The sequence below is a fragment of the Roseibium sp. genome, assembly GCF_965276855.1.
Lineage (GTDB): Bacteria > Pseudomonadota > Alphaproteobacteria > Rhizobiales > Stappiaceae > Roseibium.
Window position 1 is genome coordinate 1,768,939 of record NZ_OZ255700.1, and the last position, 24,230, is coordinate 1,793,168.

Annotated in this window: 20 protein-coding genes; 8 read left to right on the forward strand and 12 right to left on the reverse strand. The window is 56.9% G+C overall.

Annotated elements, in window-relative coordinates:
* Positions 1 to 6: 6 nt before the first annotated feature.
* Positions 7 to 1,764: an adenylate/guanylate cyclase domain-containing protein gene (locus ACQY4Z_RS08090; protein ID WP_428528247.1), complete on the reverse strand. Its 1,758-nt coding sequence runs from the start codon at positions 1,762 to 1,764 to the stop codon at positions 7 to 9.
* Positions 1,765 to 1,766: 2 nt separating this feature from the next.
* Positions 1,767 to 2,525, reverse strand: a complete 759-nt coding sequence (locus tag ACQY4Z_RS08095) for a 16S rRNA (uracil(1498)-N(3))-methyltransferase (RefSeq protein ID WP_428529488.1) — start codon at positions 2,523 to 2,525, stop codon at positions 1,767 to 1,769.
* A gap of 190 nt (positions 2,526 to 2,715) precedes the next feature.
* On the opposite strand from ACQY4Z_RS08095, the gene ilvA reads away from it, so the two are divergent.
* The 3 genes from ilvA (at position 2,716) to ACQY4Z_RS08110 (ending at position 6,369) form a co-directional block, all read left to right on the forward strand.
* Positions 2,716 to 3,972 carry a threonine ammonia-lyase IlvA gene (gene ilvA / locus ACQY4Z_RS08100; RefSeq protein WP_428528249.1) on the forward strand — a complete coding sequence of 419 codons (1,257 nt, stop codon included), beginning with the start codon at positions 2,716 to 2,718 and terminating at the stop codon, positions 3,970 to 3,972.
* Between the two features lie 69 nt (positions 3,973 to 4,041).
* Positions 4,042 to 5,610 (forward strand): exodeoxyribonuclease VII large subunit, encoded by a 1,569-nt coding sequence (gene xseA, locus ACQY4Z_RS08105; RefSeq protein WP_428528251.1) that lies wholly within the window; start codon positions 4,042 to 4,044, stop codon positions 5,608 to 5,610.
* A gap of 228 nt (positions 5,611 to 5,838) precedes the next feature.
* On the forward strand, positions 5,839 to 6,369 hold the full coding sequence (locus ACQY4Z_RS08110) for a DUF805 domain-containing protein (protein WP_428528253.1): 531 nt from the start codon (positions 5,839 to 5,841) through the stop codon (positions 6,367 to 6,369).
* Positions 6,370 to 6,441: 72 nt separating this feature from the next.
* Here ACQY4Z_RS08110 and ACQY4Z_RS08115 read toward each other — a convergent pair whose 3' ends face one another.
* The 5 genes from ACQY4Z_RS08115 to ACQY4Z_RS08135 form a co-directional block, all read right to left on the reverse strand.
* The gene (locus ACQY4Z_RS08115; RefSeq protein ID WP_409689071.1) at positions 6,442 to 7,812 is read right to left on the reverse strand and encodes a TRAP transporter large permease; all 1,371 of its coding nucleotides are present in this window, start codon (positions 7,810 to 7,812) and stop codon (positions 6,442 to 6,444) included.
* Entirely contained in the window at positions 7,809 to 8,453 is a 645-nt protein-coding gene (locus ACQY4Z_RS08120) for a TRAP transporter small permease subunit (RefSeq protein ID WP_428528255.1), read from the reverse strand. Before ACQY4Z_RS08120 ends, ACQY4Z_RS08115 begins: the two co-directional genes overlap by 4 nt.
* Positions 8,454 to 8,527: 74 nt before the next feature.
* Entirely contained in the window at positions 8,528 to 9,544 is a 1,017-nt protein-coding gene (locus ACQY4Z_RS08125; protein ID WP_209172603.1) for a C4-dicarboxylate TRAP transporter substrate-binding protein, read from the reverse strand.
* A 227-nt stretch (positions 9,545 to 9,771) separates the two neighbouring features.
* Complete coding sequence (locus tag ACQY4Z_RS08130; protein WP_428528258.1) at positions 9,772 to 11,187, reverse strand: sigma-54-dependent transcriptional regulator; 1,416 nt, start codon at positions 11,185 to 11,187, stop codon at positions 9,772 to 9,774.
* Entirely contained in the window at positions 11,184 to 12,971 is a 1,788-nt protein-coding gene (locus ACQY4Z_RS08135) for a sensor histidine kinase (protein WP_428528260.1), read from the reverse strand. Before ACQY4Z_RS08135 ends, ACQY4Z_RS08130 begins: the two co-directional genes overlap by 4 nt.
* Positions 12,972 to 13,119: 148 nt before the next feature.
* On the opposite strand from ACQY4Z_RS08135, the gene ACQY4Z_RS08140 reads away from it, so the two are divergent.
* Together ACQY4Z_RS08140 and ACQY4Z_RS08145 are read left to right on the forward strand one after the other, a co-directional pair.
* Entirely contained in the window at positions 13,120 to 13,953 is an 834-nt protein-coding gene (locus ACQY4Z_RS08140) for a universal stress protein (RefSeq protein WP_428528262.1), read from the forward strand.
* Positions 13,954 to 14,069: 116 nt separating this feature from the next.
* Entirely contained in the window at positions 14,070 to 16,802 is a 2,733-nt protein-coding gene (locus tag ACQY4Z_RS08145; protein ID WP_428528264.1) for a bifunctional acetate--CoA ligase family protein/GNAT family N-acetyltransferase, read from the forward strand.
* A 67-nt stretch (positions 16,803 to 16,869) separates the two neighbouring features.
* Here the strand turns inward: ACQY4Z_RS08145 and ACQY4Z_RS08150 are convergent, their stop codons facing one another.
* Both ACQY4Z_RS08150 and ACQY4Z_RS08155 read right to left on the reverse strand, forming a co-directional pair.
* A complete protein-coding gene (locus ACQY4Z_RS08150) occupies positions 16,870 to 18,534 on the reverse strand; it encodes a thiamine pyrophosphate-binding protein (protein ID WP_428528266.1) in 1,665 nt (554 codons plus the stop codon).
* A 190-nt stretch (positions 18,535 to 18,724) separates the two neighbouring features.
* Positions 18,725 to 19,105 carry a hypothetical protein gene (locus ACQY4Z_RS08155; protein ID WP_008193842.1) on the reverse strand — a complete coding sequence of 127 codons (381 nt, stop codon included), beginning with the start codon at positions 19,103 to 19,105 and terminating at the stop codon, positions 18,725 to 18,727.
* A 126-nt stretch (positions 19,106 to 19,231) separates the two neighbouring features.
* Here ACQY4Z_RS08155 and ACQY4Z_RS08160 point away from each other — a divergent pair, with 126 nt between their 5' ends.
* Positions 19,232 to 20,773 (forward strand): AAA family ATPase, encoded by a 1,542-nt coding sequence (locus ACQY4Z_RS08160; RefSeq protein ID WP_428528268.1) that lies wholly within the window; start codon positions 19,232 to 19,234, stop codon positions 20,771 to 20,773.
* Here the strand turns inward: ACQY4Z_RS08160 and ACQY4Z_RS08165 are convergent.
* The 3 genes from ACQY4Z_RS08165 to ACQY4Z_RS08175 form a co-directional block, all read right to left on the reverse strand.
* A complete protein-coding gene (locus ACQY4Z_RS08165; protein ID WP_428528270.1) occupies positions 20,770 to 21,090 on the reverse strand; it encodes an AzlD family protein in 321 nt (106 codons plus the stop codon). The genes ACQY4Z_RS08160 and ACQY4Z_RS08165 overlap by 4 nt on opposite strands.
* Positions 21,083 to 21,784: an AzlC family ABC transporter permease gene (locus tag ACQY4Z_RS08170; RefSeq protein WP_428528272.1), complete on the reverse strand. Its 702-nt coding sequence runs from the start codon at positions 21,782 to 21,784 to the stop codon at positions 21,083 to 21,085. The genes ACQY4Z_RS08165 and ACQY4Z_RS08170 overlap by 8 nt, the downstream gene beginning before the upstream one ends.
* Positions 21,785 to 21,912: 128 nt before the next feature.
* Positions 21,913 to 22,740, reverse strand: a complete 828-nt coding sequence (locus ACQY4Z_RS08175; RefSeq protein ID WP_428528274.1) for a sulfite exporter TauE/SafE family protein — start codon at positions 22,738 to 22,740, stop codon at positions 21,913 to 21,915.
* Positions 22,741 to 22,984: 244 nt separating this feature from the next.
* On the opposite strand from ACQY4Z_RS08175, the gene ACQY4Z_RS08180 reads away from it, so the two are divergent.
* Together ACQY4Z_RS08180 and ACQY4Z_RS08185 are read left to right on the forward strand one after the other, a co-directional pair.
* The gene (locus ACQY4Z_RS08180) at positions 22,985 to 23,542 is read left to right on the forward strand and encodes a DUF3291 domain-containing protein (RefSeq protein WP_428528276.1); all 558 of its coding nucleotides are present in this window, start codon (positions 22,985 to 22,987) and stop codon (positions 23,540 to 23,542) included.
* Positions 23,543 to 23,662: 120 nt separating this feature from the next.
* Positions 23,663 to 24,220, forward strand: coding sequence for a DUF3291 domain-containing protein (locus ACQY4Z_RS08185; protein WP_428528278.1), 558 nt, complete (start codon positions 23,663 to 23,665; stop codon positions 24,218 to 24,220).
* The last annotated feature ends 10 nt before the right edge of the window (positions 24,221 to 24,230 follow it).

The window sequence follows — 24,230 nt, forward strand, 5'->3', positions numbered from 1 at the left end:
TGCGCCTCACGCAATCCTGAAGACCGTCAAAGCCTCCTCACGGCCCCTGAGTTTTACAGGACCCAGGCTGGTTGCCTTCACTCCTTCAGGCAATTGCGCCATGGTGTCTCCGCTTGCAAGCGCGATTACCTTAGCACCTGGGTCAACGTGCTTGCCATACTCTTGTAGGCGGGCTGCAACGTTAACCGCATCACCGATGACCGTATAATTCATTCGCGAGGCAGACCCGATGTCACCAACAACAACCTTGCCAGTATGAATGCCGATCCTGAGGCGCATGTTCAACGCGCTGTCCTTTTCAATCTGCTCAGCCAATGCCGTGACAGCCGCGATTGCCTTGGAGGCATGGTCCGGTTGGTCGGACGGAGCCCCCCAAAATGCCATGACACCGTCTCCAAGAAACTTGTCGATGGTCCCGTCCCTGTCGGCGATTACTATTGAGACCGTTTCGAAATAGCCGTTCAGATAGGCCGCCGTTTCTTCTGCGCTCAAATTTGATGCCAAACTGGTGAAACCTGCAAGGTCCGTAAACACAATCGTCATTTCCCGGAGTTCAATGTTCCGGCTGTCGGTCATGCCTTCCTCGATCAGCCGGGTTACAAGCTGACGCGGCACATATTTGGCAAAGGCATTGAGGGCACCGATCGACCCGTTGAAGGCCTGATTAACATCGTTGAGTTCAGCCAAAGGCGAAGACGGCAAGCGGTGTTCTTCATGAAATTCCAGCTTGCGGAGATCGGCGGCCGCTTCAGCCAACCGTCCCAGCGGACGCCCCAACTTGCGCCCAACTATGAAAGACAAGGCAGCTCCAGCGAGCAGCGCCGCCAATGCTGCGTAGAGCACCACTTGGGTCTGATCCAATGCTTCTCCGAATTGGTCGGCTCGATAAAGCGTTCCGATGATCCAACCGTCGGCAGGTCCTGTGTCGAGCTCCATATAAATCGCGGTGTAGAAGCCCCCAAAAGCTGGAAACAAACGTCCACTAATCTGCCCGTCAATCATGTGCGCCTGACGCCCTACATCCCAGATCAGGTGTAACGGTGTTTCCGTCATTTTTTTGAGCGATGGCAATGGCGTCTCCGGCGATGCCGAGTAATCCACTCCCTCCAAGCCGTGGACAACAATCACGTTGTTGCGGCCTGAGAGCAAAAATACTTGCTGCTGGCTGTCCCAGGTCATGGCCCTGGCGACATCAAGAAACACGGCCCGCGGATAACGAACGAACAGGCTCTGACCGTTTCCAAGGTCCAATTCAGCAGTTTTCACGGCTTCCGCCTGTCCCTCGCGCCATTTAAATGCGGACCACGCAACGACTGGCAATTCGTCGGCCGGTGCATCGTCCATGACCGATCGGCCAAGTTCAAACTCAGCATTTTCCGGAAGCAGCTTTTTATATGCCTCAAGATCGTCGCCGTTCAGGTGCCGCTGCATCGCCGCTACATGAACTGCAATCGTGCGAAGCAGAACATCCTGCTCAGAGAAGAACTTCTCCAAAACAGCCTGATTGGCATTCAGGATGGCCGCCGCTTGCTGATCCAGCAAACGGCCCGCAATCCGCCGGTCCGCAGCTGCCATGTAAGCAATGATCAATCCGCAAATTGCGACTAGCAGAAGCGAGAAAACCAACCCGAGCGCCACACCAACCGGAATTCTGAAAGGTTTCCGGCCACGTCGCGAATGCATTGGACCGCCGTGCTGGGAAAGGGCTGGAGAAGCGTTGCCTGGGGCAGAGATATCTTTTGCTGGGCGCTTCTCCTTGTCCATGGCTACTTCCAGTCTCCGACGGTTGCTTGGACAACAGCAAGGGCTGCGACTGCTGCCGTGTCGGCTCTTAGGATCCTTGGACCCAGGGGGATTGGGGTCACGAAATCCAGGTCTTTCAAAAGTGCGCGCTCGTCTTCCGAAAACCCGCCTTCCGGCCCGATGAGAATGGCCAGCGGTGGTGGTCCGTTTTCTTTCAGCTGCACAAGGGTCAAAAGAGGATTGTTGGTCTCTTCGCCCTCATCGCAGAAAAGCAGTTTCCGTCCAGCATGTGCCTCAGGCCATGCGGTTAGGACATCTTTGAGCGACATCGGAGACAAAACACTAGGGACAGAAAGCACGCCGCATTGCTCGGCCGCTTCAATGACATTTGCCTCCATGCGCTCGACATTTACCCGGCTGGACTGTGTGTGCTGCGTCATGACCGGCATAAGACTGCCTGCCCCCATCTCGACCGCCTTTTGGACCATGTAATCCAGGCGTGCGTGCTTGAGCGGCGCAAACATGTAGATCAAGTCATTTGGCGCGGATTGTTCGCGCGTCCTTTCCATGAGTTGCAGCGAACAGGCACGCCGGCCGCTGCTCTGGATCTTCGCCAGCCACTCACCATCGCTGCCATTAAAGACCAGAACGTAGTCCCCGTCCTTCAAACGCAAGACGTTCAGAAGGTAGTTCGCCTGCCCGCGATCCGCTTCGATACGGGCGCCATCAGCCAGGATGTGACGCAGAAAAAGACGTTGCATATTAAACTCGTATTTCCCCATGCGTTTTAGGTAGGCGGTGGAATGTGCTCGATTCAAGGCGGATTTTTCAAAACGTCAGATGCTTCACAGCATTCCTGTTTCCAGGCGATTTTCAATCCTCGGGACTGTTTTAAAAACTGCGGGTCTTGATTTTTGATGCCCGTTCAGATGAGTAGGACATCAATTTTCGATAACCGGGAAAGCAATTCACGTGGGACAGTTTGCCGACGATGTCTCCAGGATCCATGAGCTCCTGTCCGGAGTTCTGGAACCGACACCCCTACAGTACAGCCAATACCTGTCTGACCTTCACCAGGCGGACATCTGGCTCAAGCGGGAAGACCTCACCCCGGTGCGCAGCTACAAGGTGCGCGGGGCTTATGCGTTTATCCATCGGGCCTTGGACAAAGACCCAGACTGCGCTCTTTTCGTGTGCTCTTCCGCAGGCAATCATGCGCAGGGCTTTGCCTTTGCCTGCCGGCATTTCGGCAAGCCGGGCATCGTCTTCATGCCGCTCACAACACCTCAACAAAAAATCCAGAAGACCCGATCTTTTGGCGCACCGCTCGTAGACATCAAACTCATTGGTGACGGCTTTGACGCAGCCAACAAGGCCGCTCTGGAATACTGTGCTCAGAACAACGGCCTGATGGTGCCGCCGTTTGACCACGAAACAATCATTCTGGGGCAAGCCACCGTCGGCAAGGAAATCGTGGAACAGACCCCTGAAGGCACCAACTGGGACCGGCTCATCCTTCCGGTCGGTGGCGGCGGACTGTCTGCGGGCGTGAGCCGCTATTTTTCCGAAAAAGGGCTCACCGCGAAATTTAGCTTGGTGGAACCTGAAAACGCTCCCAGTCTTTACAACAGCCTCCAAGCAAATGAGCGGGTGCGGCTTGACTGGGTCGATAACTTCGTCGATGGCGCAGCGGTTGCCCAAATCGGCACAGTAAACTTCAAACAGCTTTCCACCTTCGCACCAGAAGACGTAATCCTCGCCCCCACCGACGGTGTGTGCGCGACCATGATCGATATGCTCAACATTGAAGGGATTGTGCTGGAGCCCGCAGGAGCGCTTGCGATTGATGCGCTCAATCGGCTGCCCGAAGGTGAGGTGAAGGGGAAGAAGATCGTCTGTGTGGTTTCGGGCGGCAACTTCGACTTCGAACGTCTGCCGGAGGTGAAAGAGCGGGCGCTAAAGTTCTCCGGCCTGAAAAAATACTATGTCATCCAGTTGCCACAGCGTCCGGGGGCATTGAAAGACTTCCTGTCTCTGCTCGGCCCGGACGATGACATTGCCCGGTTTGAGTACCTGAAAAAATCTGCCCGCAACTTTGGCTCGGTTCTTATAGGCATTGAGACAAAACAGCCGGAAAACTTCCAAACTTTGCACGACAGCTTCGACCGGTCTGACATTCGCTGGGAAGACATCACCGACAATGAGGCAATCGCGAACTTCGTGATCTGACGCTGTGACCTGCCCTTGACCGGCGTCATCCCAACCGCCAATTTCACGAGGCAAAAAGGAATCACGCAATTGGCCGATACCACATCCAACGTCGCTGAGTTTTCCGTCTCGGAAATCTCCTTTTCCATCAAGCGCACGATGGAAGACGCGTTCGGCTATGTGCGGGTGCGCGGCGAATTGGGGCGTATTTCGCGGCCAGGTTCGGGCCACATTTACCTGGATCTGAAGGATGACCGCGCGGTTTTGTCCGGTGTTATCTGGCGCGGCGTTGCGTCCAAATTGAAGATCCAGCCAGAACAAGGTCTGGAGGTGATCGCAACGGGCAAGATCACAACGTTCCCGGGCCAATCCAAATACCAGATGGTCATCGACGCACTGGAACCAGCAGGCGCCGGCGCGCTGATGGCGTTGCTTGAAGAGCGCAAGAAGAAGCTCGCTGCCGAGGGCCTCTTTGCCGAAGAGCGCAAACGCTCACTGCCATCATTACCAAATGTAATCGGCGTTGTGACATCCCCCACCGGGGCGGTGATCCGCGATATCCTGCACCGCATCTCCGACCGGTTTCCGGTCCATGTCCTTGTGTGGCCTGTCCGGGTTCAGGGCGAAACAAGCGGTGCGGAAGTTGCCAACGGAATCCGGGGCTTTAACGCCTTGCAGCCTGGCGGGGCGATTCCACGCCCGGACCTCGTTATTGTTGCCCGGGGCGGTGGTAGCATCGAAGACCTGTGGGGCTTCAATGAAGAAGCTGTTGTCAGGGCAGTGGCGGAAAGCCAGATCCCCCTGATTTCGGCTGTTGGCCACGAGACCGACTGGACATTGATCGATCTGGCAGCAGATCTCAGGGCTCCGACGCCGACCGGGGCTGCCGAGATTGCGGTTCCGGTCAAGGCCGAGCTCATGTCCATGGTTGATGACCGGGCGCGAAGACTGTCGACTGGCTTGCAGAGGTTTGTCGGGTCGCGGCGAACGGAGCTGCGCGCCGCAAGCGCGGCCCTCCCCGCCCCCCGAGATTTGCTGGCTCTGCCCCGGCAGCGGTTCGACACGGCGGCCAACAGCCTGGAACGCGGCCTGATCGTCAACACCAAACATCACCGCTCTACGTATCAGAACGCTTCGGCGCGCTTGTCCCCCATCGTGCTTACGCGGCTCAGTACGAAGGCACGGCAAGACCTTTCGGTTGCCGGTGACCGGCAGCAGCGGGCCCTATCTGTCGGGATTGCGCAAAAACGCCAGGCGTTTGACGCTGTTGTGGCCCGATTGACACCCTCTCGGCTGTCTCAGCAAACCGCGCTTTCCAAGGAACGCGTAACTGGCCTCGGCGACCGGCTTGACCGGGCTTACCTGACCCGGCTTAAGGACAGTGCAGCCAAGCTGGACGGACTGCAGAAACTTCTGAAGTCGCTTTCCTACAAGGATGTGCTCGCCCGTGGCTACGCCGTGGTGCGCGATGCAGACGGTCAACCGGTCCGTTCCGCGTCCGCAATCGGGTCCGGTGCGGCGCTTTCCGTTGAACTGGCTGACGGTACAATCGATGCTGTTGCCATGAACGGCGGCTCAGCGCCAAAGAAATCCAAGGCAACCGCGCCGAAAAAAGCCGCGTCACAAAAGCCGGCGGCTGACCAGGGTAGTCTGTTCTAGACAGAGTTAGACAGCTTTCGTTGTTCTCCTGGCCCCTGTGGATCCAACAACCGCGGATCGTTTCAATTTGACAACGATTTGATCCATTCTCTTTCTATTCACTTAATGCGCCCCGCCTAAACTGCAGCGCCATAAGAACAGAGCCCTGTGGAGGCACGTTGCCGGCTGAAAATACGCCGAAACGCCCTGCGACAGAGGTTTCGCCGGATGAAAAACGGGTTTTAGGCAATGCGGGTAGCGTCTAAGGACTTGCGTAATCAGTTGAAACAGCAAAACACGGCTCGTGGAATTTCTCTGCCGCCGGTGGCATCGGCGACATTCACTGCGCCGGCCTACAGCCCGGCAAAACGTGACGCCCACGGCGCGAAAAGCCGTGGGGTATGGGCTGCCGTGTCTTTTGTTTACCGAACACTGTTCGGCTTTCAGGGCCGCGTGTCCCGGCTCGATTACTGGATTATCGGGTCCGCCTACACATTCACTTCAGCTATTGGATATATCGCGTTTGCCCAAGCTGCCGGGTCCTTTAACTGGGGAGACATCGCGACAGCAAGCAACGATCCCGGTTTTGTACTTCGGTTCCTGACATTCTGCTTTGTGATGATGATGCTGCGGTTTTCTCTCGAAGCGCGCCGATTTCAAGATCGAGGTCTGGCTGGCTATTGGTGTATTGGCTACCTCGTTCCCTTTTTGAACGTCTATCTGTTGTTGGCCAACAGTCTGCTCCCGGGAACCAAAGGCGCCAACCGCTACGATCTTTGATCGCTGGCTTACCAATAAAAAAACCGCCGGAAATCCGGCGGCTTTCTTTTTTGGGCGAACTCGAAGTCAGATCTACCCCATCAGCGATGGCAGCCAGGTGATGATCGACGGGAAGGCAAGCAAGCCGGCGATCGTCAGAACATCCGCAATGAAGAACGGGATACAGCCGCGGAAGACTTCCTGAACGGGGATGTCCGGGCGCACGCCCGACACCACGAAACAGTTGAGCCCAATGGGCGGCGTGATCAGACAGAGCTCCGCCATCTTCACCACCAGAATACCGAACCAGATCGCGCACGCTTCGCCCGACATCCCGAAAGTACTGTCGGCCGCCGAAACGCCCTCGCCGCCATTCAGCGCCATAACCGCCGGATAGACCACTGGCAATGTCAGGATCAACATGCCGATCGCATCCATGAACATGCCCAGCACGGCATAGGCAAGCAGAATGCAGATCATGATCAGCCACGGAGAGAACTCCAGGGCGACGATGAAATCCCGGAATGCTTCCGGCAACCCGGCAAAGCCGAGGAAGCGGACATAAACCAGAACGCCCCAGATCAGGGTGAAAATCATGACCGTCAGCTTGGCAGTCTCATGGAGCGCCTGGCCGAGTTGCTGGAACTTCATGCCCTTTGCAAATGCGACCATCAGAACCACGAACGCCCCGAGTGAGCCGGCCTCTGTTGGCGTGGCCAGTCCGAAAAAGAAGGAGCAGAAAATGATCCCGATCACCGCCACAATCGGCAAGGTACCCGGGACACTCTCAAACCGCTGTTTCCAGGTGAACCCCTTAATGGCCGGTGCATCCCCGCGCCAGGCGGACACCCCCACAATGATCGCCACATAAATCAAGGCAGAAAACACACCGGGCAAGAAACCTGCGATCAACAGTTTGCCAACCGACTGCTCGACCAGAATCGCGTAGATCACCAGGATTGCAGATGGTGGGATCAGAGATGCCAACGTTCCGCCTGCTGCCACAACAGCGGCGGACAGTCTTGGCGAGTATCCCTCTTTGAGCATCTCCGGAATCGCAACGCGGGCAAAAACCGCAGCCGTTGCCACAGATGCACCGGATACGGCTGCAAAACCTGCCGTAGAGAAGACCGTGCCAACGGCCATACCGCCCGGCATCCAGCCAAGCCAGCGCTTCGCAGCCTCAAACAGCTGTTTCGTGAAGCCTGCATAGAACGCCAAGAAGCCGATCAGAATGAAGGTCGGCAAAACCGAGAGGGCGTAGGTGACGGATTTGGAATGCGGGATTGTTCCCGCCATCTTGAGTGCAACAAAGAAGCCGCGCTCAAATCCCATCTTCAGCGAGAAATGCAGGATAAGGCCAACCAGCCCCACGAAGGCAGCGGCAAAAGCCACCCGGACACCCATGATGACCAAGACCAGCAAGACGCCGGTCATCAGGAGACCTACTTCAAACGGTGTCATTTGGTGTCTCCTGCAACAGCGTCGTCGCCAAAGGCTTCTTCGATTTCATGTTGGGCGACCTTTTCAACGTCCTCGATGACAGGGACGGCAACCGGCTCACGGTCAGGATCGCGGACCAATCGGGCATATCCGTAAATTTGCATGAGGAGGCGCAAGAACAGCAGGCTCAACGCAACGGGAATCACGAGTTTCGATGGCCAGGTCGGGAGCCGGATATCCATGGTGCTGTCACCAATCGACCAGGAGCGGTCGAAGTGAAACCAGGAACCCCAGATCAACAAGGCGACCGTAAAGGCGATCACGATCACACCGATCATTTCGCAGATATACAGTGCTCTGCCGCGCAATTTGCCGAGTACGATTTCCATCCGGATGTGACCGCCAACTCTTTGGCAATATGCCACACCGGCAAAGGCAAAAATCGCCATGGCCTGTTCGGTGATGTCGATGAAACCCGGGATCGGCGTGTTGAAGAACAACCGGCCCAAGACCTGGGCAACAGCCAAAAACATCAGCGACAAAATGGAGAAGGCAGCGATCATGTTGAATCCGTTTTCAACGTGACCAAGCCATCCATCGAACCGGATATATGTTGTGGGACGGTCGGTGTCTGAACCGCCCGATTGAGGAGAAGTGTTCATGAAATCAGCCCTGTGGAAAGTCTCCCCGGCAGTTGGTGCCGGAGAGACATCTTCGAGTTCAAGTGAGGCTGACGTTATTCAGCGATGGTCTTTTTGACCATGTCGAGCAACTCTTGAGCCGGCAAACCGTTAGCGGTTTGCTCTTCAATCCAAGCAGCGTGGATCGGACCGGCCTTTTCGGCAAATGCCGACAGTTCCTCATCTGAGAATTCAACCTGCTGAATGCCCAGTTTGTCCAGCTCCGGCCACCACTTGTCGTAAACCTTGGCGTAGGTAGCCAGGTAATGGTCGAGGGCCGGATCGACGGAAGAGTCGAGGGCGGCCTTGAAGTCATCCGGAAGCGCTGCGTAGGCGTCTGTATTGACAACGATCGGGCAATGAACGGTGCCCGGATTCAGGTTCTTGGTCCACCAATCGGCCACTTCAACGACCCGGAAAGACAGGTGAGCATGTGGAGCAAAGCCAGCGGCCTGCACTGTGCCGGAGTCAATCGCCTGATAGGTTTCAGATGCGGTCACGGATGTCGGAACAGCACCTGCTGCTTCCATCAGTTTGCCGAGACCACCCAGCGCGCGAACACGCATGCCGTCGAAATCGGAAACAGATACCGGAGCATCGCCTTTGCCGGCAAAGTTATATTGCGGCATCGGAGACGGCATCAGAAGTTTGGCGTTCCAACGGCCGAGATCCTGCTGGACAGCCGGATGATCGTAGAGCGCCTTGGAAACCTTAACTTCGGTCTCAAGATCTGAAACGCCCAGGAACGGCAGTTCAAGAACGGTCAATGTCGGGTTTTTGTCGGCGTGGTAGGATGCGCAGAACTGAGCCATCTCGAAAGCGCCGAAGGAGATACCATCGAGGTTCTCACGGGACTTGGACAGCGCGCCACCATAGTGCAGGACGATTTCAAACTTGCCGTCGGTCTTTTGAGCGACCTGCTCAGCAAGCTTCTCGACATGCTCAGTGAACGCCCGGCGCTTGCCCCAAAGGGACACGTTCCAGGTGACATCGGCAGCGAAAGTCTCGGTTGCGAAAATAAGGGCAAGGGCGCCCGCGGATACCGCGGTCGCGGCTTTGAGTGACGTGAGCATGAAATCCTCCCAGATTATTGGCTCAATCTCTTGACCACCCGGCCAGCAATGAGGAGCTGACCAAGTCAGAGCCCAATAAGCATGACCCGTGCCAGCTTCAATTGACAACCGAAAACTGGGCAAACTGGCGGCTTTTTCGGGCTCAGCACAAAACTACCGCAGCGCACCTAGGCGAGATCTTGCCGATACTCATATTGCGTCGGCGATTTTTCGCCGATCGCTGAGTTTCAGGCCGCTCCCGTTTCCGGGTCGCTCGCTTGATCCCGGCTCAATCCGAGACGTGCCATCTTCTCGTTGAGCGTCCGGCGAGGCACATTCAGCTCGCGCATGACATCGGCAACCTTACCACCATGACGCCTCAAGGCCCCTTCGATCAAAGACCGCTCATAAGCGTCCATGAGATCCTTCAATCCGCCTGCTGCCATCAGCGACACCTCATCGCGCCGCCCGGTGACAAGAGTTTCCAGCGGTTGCGGATTGACCTGCGCGTTCAAAACGAACCGCTCGGCCGCATTGCGCAATTCACGGACGTTGCCCGGCCATCCGTAGGTTTGTAAAAACGCTTCATCAAGCGCGCTCGGCGTTGGTGCCTCCATGGCGTATTGAACTGCAAACCGGTTGAGGAATGTGTCAAACAGCAAGATGCTGTCCCTGCCGCGCTCCCGCAGTGGCGGAATTGCGAGTTCGATTGCATTCAACCGGAATAGTAAATCTTCCCGCAACCGGCCGGAAGCCACCGCTTCGCGCGGATCAACATTTGCCGCACTTACCAGCCGGATATCGACGTCAACCGGCCGGTGGCCACCAATCCGGTCAACCTTCCGCTCCTGCAGCACCCGGAGCAGTTTTGCCTGGAGCGGCAGCGGCATCGACACAATTTCATCCAGAAACAAGACACCGGAGTTCGCAGCCTCGATCCGGCCAATGCGTTGGCGGTCCGCGCCTGTGAAGGCACCCGCCTCATGGCCGAACAGTTCGGCCTCGACCATTGTTTCCGGCAATGCGGCAGCGTTGATCGCCATGAACGGAGCGTCCTTGCGGGCGCTGTAATCATGGAGTGCCTGAGCGATCACTTCCTTTCCCGTCCCGGTTTCACCGGTAATCAAAACCGCCGCATCCGTTTGCGCAAAATGCAGGATCTGTTGCCGCAACGCCTGCATGGCTGGACTGTTGCCGATCAGCCGACTTTCAAGGCTCGAACTGTCCGCGATCTGGGTCTTCAGCGCCCGGTTCTCCAGAACAAGCGCACGGCGGTTGCAGGCCCTCCGAACAACCTCGGCGATCAGGTCCGGATCGAAAGGCTTTTCGACAAAGTCATAAGCACCGGCACGCATCGCTTCCACCGCCATCGGAACGTCGCCATGGCCGGTGATCAGGATGACCGGCAAATCACCGTCCAGTTCTCCAATCCTGCGCAGCAATGTCATGCCGTCATCGCCATCCAGCATCACGTCCGTGACGATGCAGCCGCCAAAGTCCGGATTGAGAACCGCCATCGCCTGGTCGGCGGTCGCCACTTCGATCGTCTCGAAATCGGCAAGGCGGATCCATTGGCGAAGCGCTGCGCGCATGGACGGATCGTCGTCAACAATCAGAACCGGGGTGTTCGTGGATTGAGATGGTTTTGAATTAAGCCTTGTCATTCAGCAACTTCTGCTTCCAGACGGACAAAAGATGTATCCGTCATTTCTGCCGATTTGACAGCCGGCACCGTGAGTTCAAAGGCAGCACCGCGCGGCACGTTTGCGGAGACCGCCAAATCACCGCCGAGGTCTTCTGCAATTCGCATGGAGATGGCCAGACCCAGCCCCATCCCTTCCGCACTTGTTTTGGTTGAGAAAAACGGATCGAAAATACGTTCACGTAGATCCATGGGGATCCCTGGCCCGTTATCGAGCACCCGCACGACAACCGTGTCCCCAGTCTCAACGATATGCAGCCGAACTTCACCACTGTCTTCTGCGGCGGCCGCATCTGCGCCGTTGCGCAACAAGTTGACCAGGATTTGCTCGATCCGCAACGGGGCCGTCTCTACGATCAAGGGCTGGTCCGGCATCGCAATTTTCAGCGTAACACCCGTTTCTTCAAACCTGGGCCGGACGATTTTTTCGGCTGCAAGAATGCTGTCGCGAAGGTCGACGGTTTCGATCCGGCTCTCACCCGGACGGGCAAACCTCTTAAGCTCTTGGGTCAGGCTCGCCATGCGCATTTGCAAGGATTCTATTTCCTGCAGGTTTTCTGCAGCCGTTCGAGTGTCGCCTTTTTCAAGGAACTTGCGGGTGCCTGCAACAAACATTCTGAGCGCCGCCAGGGGTTGGCTCAGTTCATGGACGACGGCAGCGGACATTTCACCGACTGCAGCGAGACGGCTGGAGCGCGCAAGGCCCCGTTGTGCCTCCAGAAGCGCGTGTTCAACACGGCGGCGCTCCTTGATTTCGCCAACCAGCCGCTGGTTCAGTTCCTTCAGATCCGCTGATTCCTGACGGAGTGCCGCGGAGGCCCGGCGAAGCCTCTGCCCGCGCAGCCCAAGCACAATAACCGCATAGAGAAGGCAAAGTGTCAGCGTGATCACCCATATCGGCAACAAGCTCTTGTGCGCTTCTGCCTGCGGGACAAGAAAATGCAGTTTCCAGCCGAGCAGATCCACATCAGTCGAATTGTGCCGATAGGCCTGCCCGCCAATAGTCAGCTGGTTTGGCCCGGTTACTGGCGCGTCACTGATCGGAGCAAGCGGTTCATTTGCGTATTTCTGGCTACTGGCTATCGCATCCCGCGTTGCAGCCGGAAGCTCGGCCAAAGTGCGATAGCGCCACTCCGGCTGGCTTGATAGAAAAATGACACCGTCCGCATCGGTGACAAAGACCAGCTCCCCACCTTCGGCCCAGGCGTTTTCAAGCTCGCTGGTATCCACCTTAACAACGGCCACCCCAACCGGATCCCCTTCCACCGGGGTCGGCCGGGCCAGGAACAAACCGGGCCGGCCGGTGGTCAAACCAATGGCAAAAAACTGCCCCTCCTCACCTCGCATCGCCGCCGTGAAGTAAGGCCGGAACCCGTAATTCCGACCGACAAGGGACAGTGGCTTTTGCCAGTTGCTAGCCGCCAGTGTCGTGCCAGCAGCGTTCATGACATAAAGAAGGTCTGCACCGGAATTTTCCGCCATTTCTTCCAGAAAACGATTGGCACTTTCCACCGGTTGGCCGAGACCAATCGCGGCGGTCGCTCGCGGGTCCCGGGCAATCATGTAAGGAAGATACCGGTATTTCTGGTACTCACCGATGATGGTTTGCCGGTAGAGCGTCAACCGTTCTGCGGCTAAGCGGTCAACGTTATCATCATCCAGTTCCTGGAAGACATGAGCGAGCACAGCCGCACAAACCACCATCAATACAGGCGGCAGCAAGAGTATGAGCCAACGGGTCGACATGGCTTCTTATTACCGATTTTTCTCCAAGCCGCCAGCACGCCGCTATTCCAAGCCTGAATTGATAAGGGTCAAAGACGCCAATTTGCAGAGGCATATAGATTTTTCACAAGGCTGGGGCAAAACTGACTGCCAGCCATAGGAGGGTATTATGCCAATTAAAGATATTTTGACGGTCCTGGATTTGGCGGGCGATCAGCCGGCAGCAAAATATGCTTTGGAGTTCGGGCGGGTGCATGATGCGCACGTGACCGGTCTGGCGGTTTCGTTCGAACCGGTTGTGCCGGCATTTGCCGCAGCTCCAATGCCCGTCGATTATCTTCAAGCAGCCCATGATCAGGCCGTAGCGGCAGCGAAAGACGCCAAAGAACAGTTCGACGAGTTTGCCCGCCTGGCCGGGGTGAAGAGCGAAAGCCGCTTGGCCGAGATCCTCACAGGCGGCCCGCTTGATAATGTTTTGGCGCATTGCCGACCAACGGATCTGGTGATGATCGGCCAAAGCAATCCGGACAAACCGGAGCCGATGCGCGAACTCCTGATCGAGACAATCCTTTTCGAAAGTGGCGTCCCGGTTCTGCTGGTGCCCTATATCGGCAGCAAATCGTTTGAGCCGAACAATGTGCTGATCGGCTGGGATGGCAGCTCGACAGCGACCCGGGCCATCCACGCGGCGATCCCAGTGCTTGAAAAGGCAGACAAGGTCACAGTTCTGGTGATCGAGAAAAAGACAAACTCCGAGGCAGGTCAGCCTGGCGCGGAAGTTGCGAACTATCTCGCCCGCCACAACATGAATGTGACGATTGACGTCGTTTCCAACCCGCAAACCGGCGTTGCGGACACGGTGCTCAATTACGTATCGGACAACAGCAACGATCTTGTTGTGATGGGCGGTTATGGCCACAGCCGTATGCGTGAATTCCTGTTTGGCGGAGCGACGCGCGAAATTCTGGAAGCCATGACAGTGCCGGTGCTGATGGCCCACTAACGGCCCGTCGATATGCCACAATCCCGCACCCAACTTTTTTGGGTGCGGGTATTTTTTTGTCTTAAATCTCCGCTAATCTCCTTAATGCCTGCAGTTGACCGGGAAAGGATCCCGACGTGACCATCCGCAATCTCGATGGTTTTTTTGCCCCAACGTCCATCGCCGTCCTTGGTCCCTGCCGACATCCGGGCGTGTTGACTGACAAGCTCATCGAATGCCTTCAGGCCATCGAAACCCAACACAAGGTTACCCTGGTCGGGATCGATTATTCGGTGCCGTTCAACGGGACCAGCGTCCTGTCGTTGGCCGATTTGGACCACGCGCCTGATCTGGTGATCTACCTCGCCAAGGCCGAACATCTGCCCAAGGTGATTGAAGAACTTGGAGACCGCGGAACGCGCGCGGTTCTAATCCCCTCGCCCGGTTATGAAGACTGGCCGGAGCCAATCATGCAGGCCTGCCGGGAGGCTGCCCGCAAGACCACGCTCCGGCTGATCGGACCAGGCAGTCTTGGCATTTCCGTTCCGGCAAAGGGGCTGAATGCGCTGTTGAGTGCCGAAGTGCCCGGCAAAGGTGACATCGCTTTTTTCTCCCGGTCCGGCGCTGTTTTGAACGCGACATTGTCCTGGGCGAAGACCCACAACACCGGGTTTTCATCAATCGTCTCACTCGGCGCGCGCATCGACGTCGATGTCAGCGACTTGATTGATTATTTCGCACAGGACTACCGGACCCGTGCCATTGTTCTTCATCTGGAAGGCGTCGCGGTTCCGCATAAGTTCATGTCTGCCGCCCGGGCTGCAGCCCGCGGCAAACCCGTCATCGTGCTGCGCTCCGGGCGCAGCCGTGATACGGGCGGGACGGGCCGGACGCACGCCGGTCGTCTCGCAAAGCCGGATCTCGTTTATGAAACGGCGTTCCGCCGCGCCGGCCTCCTTCGGGTTTACGACCTTGACGAGATGTTCGAAGCGCTTGAAACGCTATCTCATGTCCGCGTTCCTCAATGCCGGAACCTTGCCGTCATTGCGAACGGCCGGAGCCTGGCAAACCTCGCGTATGACCGGCTAGACGCCCTCGGCGCTCAATTTGCGTCGCTGAGCCCGGAGACGCTTGAACACCTGCAGCCGTTCCTTGGCCCATCGAACGATCTGGACGACACATCCGCCGCGCAAGCGTCCGTCATCTTGCGCGAAGCAACAGCTGCCGAAGATCTTACGGAAACGATCACGACTGTCTTGAAAGACAAGAATGTCGATGGTGCGGTCGTCCTGCAGGCCGCAAGTGCGTTCCAGCCCCTCCCCGTCCTGGCAACGGCCGTTGCAGAAGCCGCGACCTTGGACCGGAAACGGCCGGGACGGCGGAAAGCTCTGGTTGCCGGGCTGATCGGCGGCGACAGTGCAACACGCGAAGTTCTGACGGAAGCCAAGGTTCCGAATTACGCAAGCCCTGCGGAAGCCGCTCGAAGCCTGATGCATCTGGCCCATGATGCTCAGGCTCGGGAATTCCTGATGGCGGCCCCACCGAGTTTACCGGCCAATTTTACGCCGGACAGCGCACAGGCCCGGGCAATCGTCGAAGCGGCCCTCGCGGAAGAGCGCATTTGGCTCACACCGAAGGAAGTTTGCGATATTTTGGCGGCCTATGACATTCCCATCATGGCGACCGATATGGCAGAAAAGCCTGAGGATGTCGGCGCTTTGTCGGAACCGTTTTTCAAAACAGCCAAACACTGCGTTGCCAAGCTCATTTCTCCCGACCTGCCCTTCAAGTCGAAAATCGATGGTGTCCGGCTCGGTCTGGAAAACCCAGCTGCCGTTGAAGATGCGGCGCGCGAACTGATTGCCAAGACACAGAAAAACTACCCGGACGCGCGCATATCAGGAGTTTCCGTGCACCCCATGCTTGAAGACCGGCACGGGCTCGAGCTTTATCTTGGTCTTGCTGAAACCCCTGAATTTGGCCCGGTGCTTGTCTTCGGCCAAGGAGGCACGGCTATTGAAGAAAGCGAGGACATCGCCTTTGAGCTGCCGCCGCTCGATCTCAAATTGGCCGAAGCGCAAATCGACCGGACCCGGATTTCACGCCTCTTGGGCGGCGGCCCGTCCCGTCCCTCACTCGACAAACCAGCTCTGGCAGAAGCTTTGGTCAAACTTTCTCAAATTACGATCGACATTCCGGAAATTCAGGAACTCGACATCAATCCAATGGTGTTGCTGCCGAGTGGATTGATCGCTTTGGACGCCCGTATGACCCTGTGCCACCCGGAGAAAAAACCCGGCCGGACAGGCGGATCCAGGCTGGCGATCGCGCCTTACCCAAAGGAATGGGAACAAACACTGACCGTGAAAGGCGGACGGCAGATTTTCGTCCGGCCTGTTCGGCCGGAAGATGAAGACATGTTCAAGGCATTCTTTGAACAGATTTCACCGGAAGATCTTCGCCTGCGTTTCTTCGCGCCGGTTCGGGAATTCAGCCACCGGTTTCTAGCTCGTCTGACGCAGCTTGATTACGCCAGGGCCATGGCGTTCACCGCCCTGGATCCGGATGACGGGTCGCTTCTGGGTGTGGTCCGCCTGCACGCAGATCCTGACCACCAGACCGGTGAATATGCCGTGATGATCCGCTCAGACCTGAAGGGCTTCGGCCTTGGCTGGGCGCTCATGAAACTGATCATCCGGTATGCCAAGGCCGATGGGATTCAGACCATCAAGGGTGAAGTCCTGAAGGAGAATACGTCGATGATCTCCATGTGCCAGGCGCTCGGCTTCAAGATCACGACATCTCTCGATGATCCGGGGATCTCAAACGTGGTGTTGCCGGTCAGCGATCTTCCGGAAGATGACAGCTGACACCACGGCGCGCCGGGCAGTTTGATATAATCGCCCGACGTTTTGTCATTCCACACGTGACTTGAGACTACTTCTTCTGGGCGGCAGTCCGGATTTGTGAAAGGCTGGCCGCCGGCGTAATTGCTTCCGGATCCAGTTTCAGATGCAAAATGGCCGGTTTGCCTGAGGCACGCGCCCGCTCGAAAGCAGGTCCAAATTCATCCGTGGTTTGTACCGTCTCTCCAAATGCGCCATAGCAGCGGGCCAACGCCGCAAAATCCGGATTGACCAACTTGGTAGCGGACGGTCGGCCTGGATAATTCCGTTCCTGGTGCATGCGGATGGTGCCGTACATACCGTTGTCGATCACCAACAGGATGATGTTGGCGCCGTCCTGACAGGCGGTTCCAAATTCCTGCATGGTCATCTGCAAGCATCCGTCGCCGGCAAAACACACAACTTCGCGTTCCGGAAATGTCAGCTTGGCCGCAACAGCTGCCGGCAGGCCATAACCCATCGATCCGGATGTTGGCGCTGCTTGGGTTCCAAACCGGCGAAAGCGATGGAACCGATGCAGCCAGGTGGCGTAGTTTCCTGCCCCGTTGGTGCAAATGGCATCTTCGGGAAGATTGTTTTCCAGCCACTCCATGACACCCGACATTTGCAGATCGCCCGGCGTTTGCGGGCGGGCACCGGACCACTCCAAATAATCCTGGTGTGCCGCGGCGGCTGCGCCTGCCCCTTTTAGCTCGGCTGACGGCTGGAGACCTTCGACCGCCTTGCAGAACCCGGTCGGGCTGGCATTGATGGAAAGATCAGCGCGGTACACCCGGCCTAGTTCTTCCGGATCAGCGTGGACATGTACCAGCTGCTGGGTCGGCGAAGGGATGTCCAGCAAGGTATAAGACTGGCTCGGCATTTCAGATAAGCGGCCACCCACCAACAAAATCAGATCTGAGGATTTTACACGATCCAGCAGTTTCGGATTGATCCCGATACCGACATCGCCGGCATAGTTCGGGTGAAGATTGTCAAAGAGCATTTGCCGGCGGAAGGAACAGGCCACCGGTAGATCGAAGCGCTCGGCAAAACGGGTGAACGCGGCAACCGCATCTTCAGACCAGCGGCTTCCGCCCAGGATCGCAATCGGGCGTTCCGCTTCCCAGAGACGCTTTTGCAGATCCGCCATCTGAGACAGTCCCGGATGCGTTTCGACCTGTTGCCAGGCAGGTGGCTGAGCCGCATCGGCGAGTTCAACGAGGGTGTCTTCTGGAAGCGCCAGAACCACAGGTCCCGGACGGCCGGAGGTCGCAACGTGATACGCGCGGGAGATAAATTCAGGCACACGCGAAGCATGATCGATTTCGGCCACCCACTTGGCGATACCGCCAAACATTTGCCGATAGTCTACTTCCTGAAAGGCTTCTCGTTCGCGCATGCCGCGCTCGATCTGGCCGATGAACAGGATCATCGGCGTGGAGTCCTGGGCTGCCACATGAACACCTGCGGAAGCGTTGGTGGCGCCCGGCCCACGCGTCACCATGCAGATCCCCGGTTTGCCTGTCAGTTTGCCGTGTGCATCCGCCATCATCGCGGCGCCACCTTCCTGACGGCAGACCGTGACCGGGATCGACGCATCATGTAGGGCATCCAGAACGGCAAGGTAGCTTTCGCCGGGCACGCAAAAGACCCGCTCTGCACCATGGCGTTCAAGAGCGTCCACCAACAATTGGCCACCGGTTTTCTGTGTCATGTTCATTGTCCCGAGCCTAAAAAAACTAATGGTCATTCTATAGCGTAACAAACACAGTCGGGTGAGAGGGAATTATCAGATTAATTGGCAATAAGATCATTCCAACTGGTAAGAAACTTAAGCCCCATACAAAACAAAAAGAGCGCCGGAAATGGCGCTCTTTCGTGATTGTTCGCAACAAATGTCGTGATCAGATGGATTGAACAGTCACGACCTGGAAGGTGTGCAAGTCCCCATCCTCATCCTTGATCGACACATATTCACCCGGTGTGAAAGCGTGTGTCCCGAACCGGTATCCCGCCTCGTCATCGTCGTCGCCGTCGATGTCATAGTGAAACGCCCAAGACCCGCCCGGGCGGTGGATCAAGTGACCGATTTCCTCTACTTCATCGCCCCAAAACCGCCGGACACGGCAATGATCGCGCTCCTTTTTCCAGAGGCCAGCATCGATATGCCCGGTCTCGTCCAACGGTGCCGTGAATTCATACCCATGGCGCGCCGAGCCTTGCGGGAACTCTTTCGTCCGGGCCAGGTTCAGCCTGATCTTTTTCAAAGCTGGAAAGTCGCTCATGGTGCCCTCCTTGTACTGACATTGAAGTCTATATGTGCCACATCGCTGTTGCCTGACATTGAGAAGAATCAAACCTGTGAACGCCCTTAAGCGGCAGACTACGCGTTGACAGATGAAGGACCCGATATGGATCATGCAGAGACACAGACCGAAGCGCTTGCCTTTCTTGACAGTCTTCCGTCTGACGATCCGGCGCGCCCGGATGTCGTTCGCATAGACACGCATGCGAACATCGTGTTTCTCGTGGGTTCCAAGGCCTACAAGGTCAAACGGGCTGTCAAGTTCCCTTTCCTGGACTATTCGACATTGGCGCTGCGCGAAGAGGCCTGCAAAGCGGAAATCACGGTCAATCAGGCAAATGCTCCGCAAGTGTACCGGCGCGCATTGGCAATAACACGCCATAGGGACGGGTCACTGGCCTTGGATGGCACCGGAGAGCCCGTCGAATGGGCTGTTGAAATGAACCGGTTCGAACGCCGGGACGAGCTGGATATCCTGGCAAAAACCACAGACCTCTCCAACGATCTTTGCGACAAGCTCTCCAAGATGATGGTGGAAGCCCATGCAAATGCCCCGCTTCGCAAAGGCGGTGACTTCTTTGCAGAACTCACGTCCTACGTAGAGCAAAATGACAAGGCTTTCCGGGAACATCCGGACCTGTTCCCGCCGGACGACGTTCAACATCTGACGCTTGCTTCGCGTACCGCGCTCTCCTCAATTCACGATCTAATTCTAAGACGCGGGGATATGGGCTTTGTGCGGCGCTGTCATGGCGACGCGCACCTGCGAAACATCGTACTGATCGAGGATGCATTGGTCTTGTTCGATGCCGTTGAGTTTTCCGACGCCATCGCGACAAATGACGTCTTGTACGATTTGGCTTTCTTGTTGATGGATCTCTGGGAGCGCGGTCAACGAACAGCGGCCAATCGGGTCTTCAATCGGTATTTGGACTTGAGCAATCTGCCCGAACATCTTCAGGGTTTGGCCGCGCTGCCCTTCTACATGATGATGCGAGCTGCAATCCGATCCAAGATCGCAGCGGCTTCCGCGCTTAATCAAGCCGATCCCGTCACCAAAGAACATCAGCAAAACCAGGCGAAAGAATACTTCGGCTATGCCTTGGCTTTCCTGGAACCCACGCCGACAAAACTGATCGCAGTCGGCGGGTTGTCCGGCACCGGAAAAACCACACTTGCCTATGGGCTCGCTCCTGATGTCGGCCGCGCACCAGGTGCGCGGGTCCTGCGAACAGACGTCAAACGCAAACGTCTGCTCGGCCTTTCCGAAACAGAAAAGGCCCCGCAAAGCGCCTACACGCGGGAAGCGTCAGACAAGGTCTACCAAGCTATCGATAGCGATATTCAAACCGCGCTGGCTGCCGGACATTCTGCAATTTTTGATGCCGTCTTTGCATCGGCGACGGAACGGGCCGCGATCGAGACCATAGCCGCCCGGGTGGAATCCGAGTTTCACGGCATCTGGCTAGACGCTGATCCCGATACGCTCAAAAGCCGCGTTGCCGCCCGGTCCGGCGATGCTTCGGATGCAACGGCCGAAATTGTCGACCGGCAACTGACCTATGATCTTGGCGCCATGTTCTGGGAGATAATTGATGCGGGCGGCCCGGCGCAGACGACGCTGGAACGTGCCAGGTCTGTGATTTAGATCCCGGCGGCCCGCATGCCGGCGGCGGCAGCCGCGGCACAGAAAACGGCAATGTATTCCTTGCGGAGCTTGATCTGCGCCGCGGCGGCAACAATCAGGCAGAGCCCGACCGCCAGTCCACCCTGTAGAACGATTGGCAAAACGGTCGAGACAATGATGGCTCCCGGCAGCGCTTCAAGTCCGCGGCGAACCCGCTGGGTCAAAGGAAGACGGCCCATGACCCAATACCCACCGGCACGCAACGTATATGTCGCAACGGTCATGCCGAGCACGGCAAGCACAAACATTGCGTCAGCGGAAAACATCCCCTCAGTCATCGAGATAAGCCCCCGCCAACGCACCTGCTATCGCACCGGTGAAGATGCTCCAATATCCGCCGACCAACAACCACGTTGCCGTGGCCACGGCACCTGCGACCAGCCAGCTGACGGTTTGACGTTTTCCTTTCCAGAGCGGAACCAGCAGCGCGGCAAAGAAAGCCGGCAATATGACATCCAAGCCAAACACTTTTGGATCGGAGATGAGGCTGCCTGCAAAGTAGCCTGGGATCACGGACAACGACCACACAGCCCATGTGATCAAGCCGCTGCCGAGATAGATGCCCCAATCCCGGGTGCCCTTGTCATACTCCGAAAGAGAAATCAGCCAGTTGAGATCGGTCAGGAAGAACAGCGACGGGTAGGTCTTGTAACCCGGCACCTGCCCCAACCAGGGCCGCAGGCTCGCGCCAATCAACAGCATGCGCATGTTGACAGCGGCAGTCACACCAACCATCGCGATCAGTGACCCCCAGGTCAGCGGATCGCTGTAGACTTCCATCGCCACGAACTGGCTCGCGCCGGCAAAGACCAAGGAATTGATCAGAATGGTTTCCAAAAAGGTCAGACCCTTTTGCGCTGCGATAGTGCCAAACACGGCCCCCAGCGCAATTACCCCCGGAAACACGGGCACACAAAGCAAAGCTCCCTGAACACAGCCCTTGACGCTCAGGGTGACACTCCGTTCCAACATTTCATTCCTGTCGTCGGCAAATTGCGATCGCTGATGAACAACTGTCGGTCATTGTCCCTGATCCGGAACACAAGAACCAATGAAAGTTGTTCATCAAGATGATCACCAAATTTGCTGAATTGACCCGCTCACATCATGACATCGTAAATCATGCGCAAGCCCGTGAAACCGAGAAACAAGGCAAAGATCAGTTTGAGTTTGGATGGATCAATCGCGTGCGCAATTTTCGCCCCAAGCGGCGCGGCGAAAGTTGACGCTGGAATGATCAGAAAGAATCCGATCAGGTTCACGTAACCAAGTGACAAGGGAGGAAGGCCTTCCGCGCCCCAGCCAAAAAAGATTGACAATAATGTGCCAGGCACCGCGATGATCAGTCCGATTGCCGCCGCGGTCCCGACTGCCTTGCGGATTGGATAATTGAACAAAGTCAATGTCGGAACACCGAGCGTTCCGCCGCCAATGCCCATCATGACCGAGATCCCGCCGATCAGGAAACCAAGCACTTCCTTGATTGGAGATCCCGGCAGTTGGTCTGCGAGCGCCGAGCCCTCTTTGCGCAACAACATGTTGGCCGAGACCAAAAGAGCGACGACGCCGAAAACCAGGGTCAGCGCGCCGCCGGACATGTTTCCGGCAATCATGGCACCTGAAATCACACCAATCGCGATTGCCCACCACCAACGTTTTAGAAGGTCCATATCAACACTGCCGCGGTTGTAATGTGCCCGCGCGGAAGAGGTACCAGTTGCCAAAATAGTTGCAAGAGAGGTGCCGACGGCCACATGCATCAGGATCGCGGGATCGATCTTCAAAGCGGTGAACATGTAATAAAGCACCGGTACGATCACGATGCCGCCGCCAACACCAAGGAGGCCTGCGATAATCCCGGCGACAAGGCCTGTCGCAAGCAACGCGCCCGCCAGCAAGGCGAGCGAAACAAAACTGAGATCTTCCACGTAGGCTCCTTGTCGTATTCCTGAGCGGATATCGGTGATCGAAAACCCCGCCGAAAGTCAAACGGTCCGCAGCGCGCACAATAGTCAGCTTGGTCAGAAACAAAAGGCCACAACTGCGTTTCCGGTTCGGCATAGATATGCATTTGAACCCCGAGCCTGGTTCGCACGGTACGACGCAACAACACTGGCACTTCTGAATTGCGCGCCATATCTTTCCGGAAGCAGCTTAAGTAGCGGAGCTGAAATGCAGTCCAAAATCCTTGCCGTATACACTTTCAATGAATTGGCTGCGCCGTTTCTTGCGGACAGGAACAAGGCCTATCGCGACGTCGAGCCTGGAGCCTTCGCGGCTGTCGAACAATGCGAGGGGTTCATCGCGCGCTCCGGGTATCGCGGCGAAGACGGACCGGCGAGCTGGGGCTCAATGGTCATGCCAAAGTGCTGGGAGAATTTGAACGGCGACGGTTGGGCCCCAGTGACCCTCTCGCTTTGGACTTCAATTGAAGCACTGATTGCGGCTACGTATCACGGCTATCATGGTCATGCGTACCGGCTCGGTCACCAATGGCATATTCGGGAAAAAGACATCCCCTCTTACGTTTTGTGGTGGGTACCCGAAGACCACAGACCAGACTGGGCAGAGGCCGTTGGAAGGTATGAAGGCCTACTGGACAATGGCCCGAGCGCGTCCGCCTTTTCCTTCAAACAGGTTTTTGATCCGGCGGGACGGCGAACGAATCCTGATGCACAAAAAGTACAGCTGCTCGCAGGGAGAATTACGCCGGCTCCGACACAAGATTGAGCACGAACTCTTGATGCTGATGGAACGCACCAGTTCACAAACACGCATGATGGGCGCAATTTTTAATTGATATTATTGGGCGACGCCTCTTTTGATGCTTTCGCAAAAAAAGGAGGCTTAATGCAGTCGCATCACCTGGCCGTATATACATTCAATCAGTTCATCGCTCCCTATCAATCGGATGCGGTCAAAGGGTTTCGCGACGCCGAGCCCGGCGCGTTCGCGGAAATGGAGCGCGCGAACGGATTCATCGCGCGGTCAGGATACGAGGGCGAGGAAGGTCCGATGAGCTGGGGACCGCAGGTCTTTCCCAAATGCTGGGAGAACAGCAATGGTGACGGCTGGGCACCCTCCACCCTGTCAGTCTGGGAGACGATCGAGGCCCTCATGGCGGCGACTTACCACGGACACCATGGAGACGCCTATCGGCAGGGCAGCAAATGGCATCTAGCAAGACCCGGTGTCCCGGAATATGTCTTGTGGTGGATCCCGGCTGGCCACCAGCCGGACTGGACGGAAGCGGTTAGCCGATTTGAGGATTTGATGGACAATGGGCCAAACGTCAGGGCGTTTTCGTTCAAAAAAGCCTTTGCTCCGGATGGCCAAACCGTCAAACCGGATGCGGCTCGGGTAAAAGCCATCGCAAGAGAAAACGGAGCCCTCGCTGATATTGCGTGATGCCATCAGC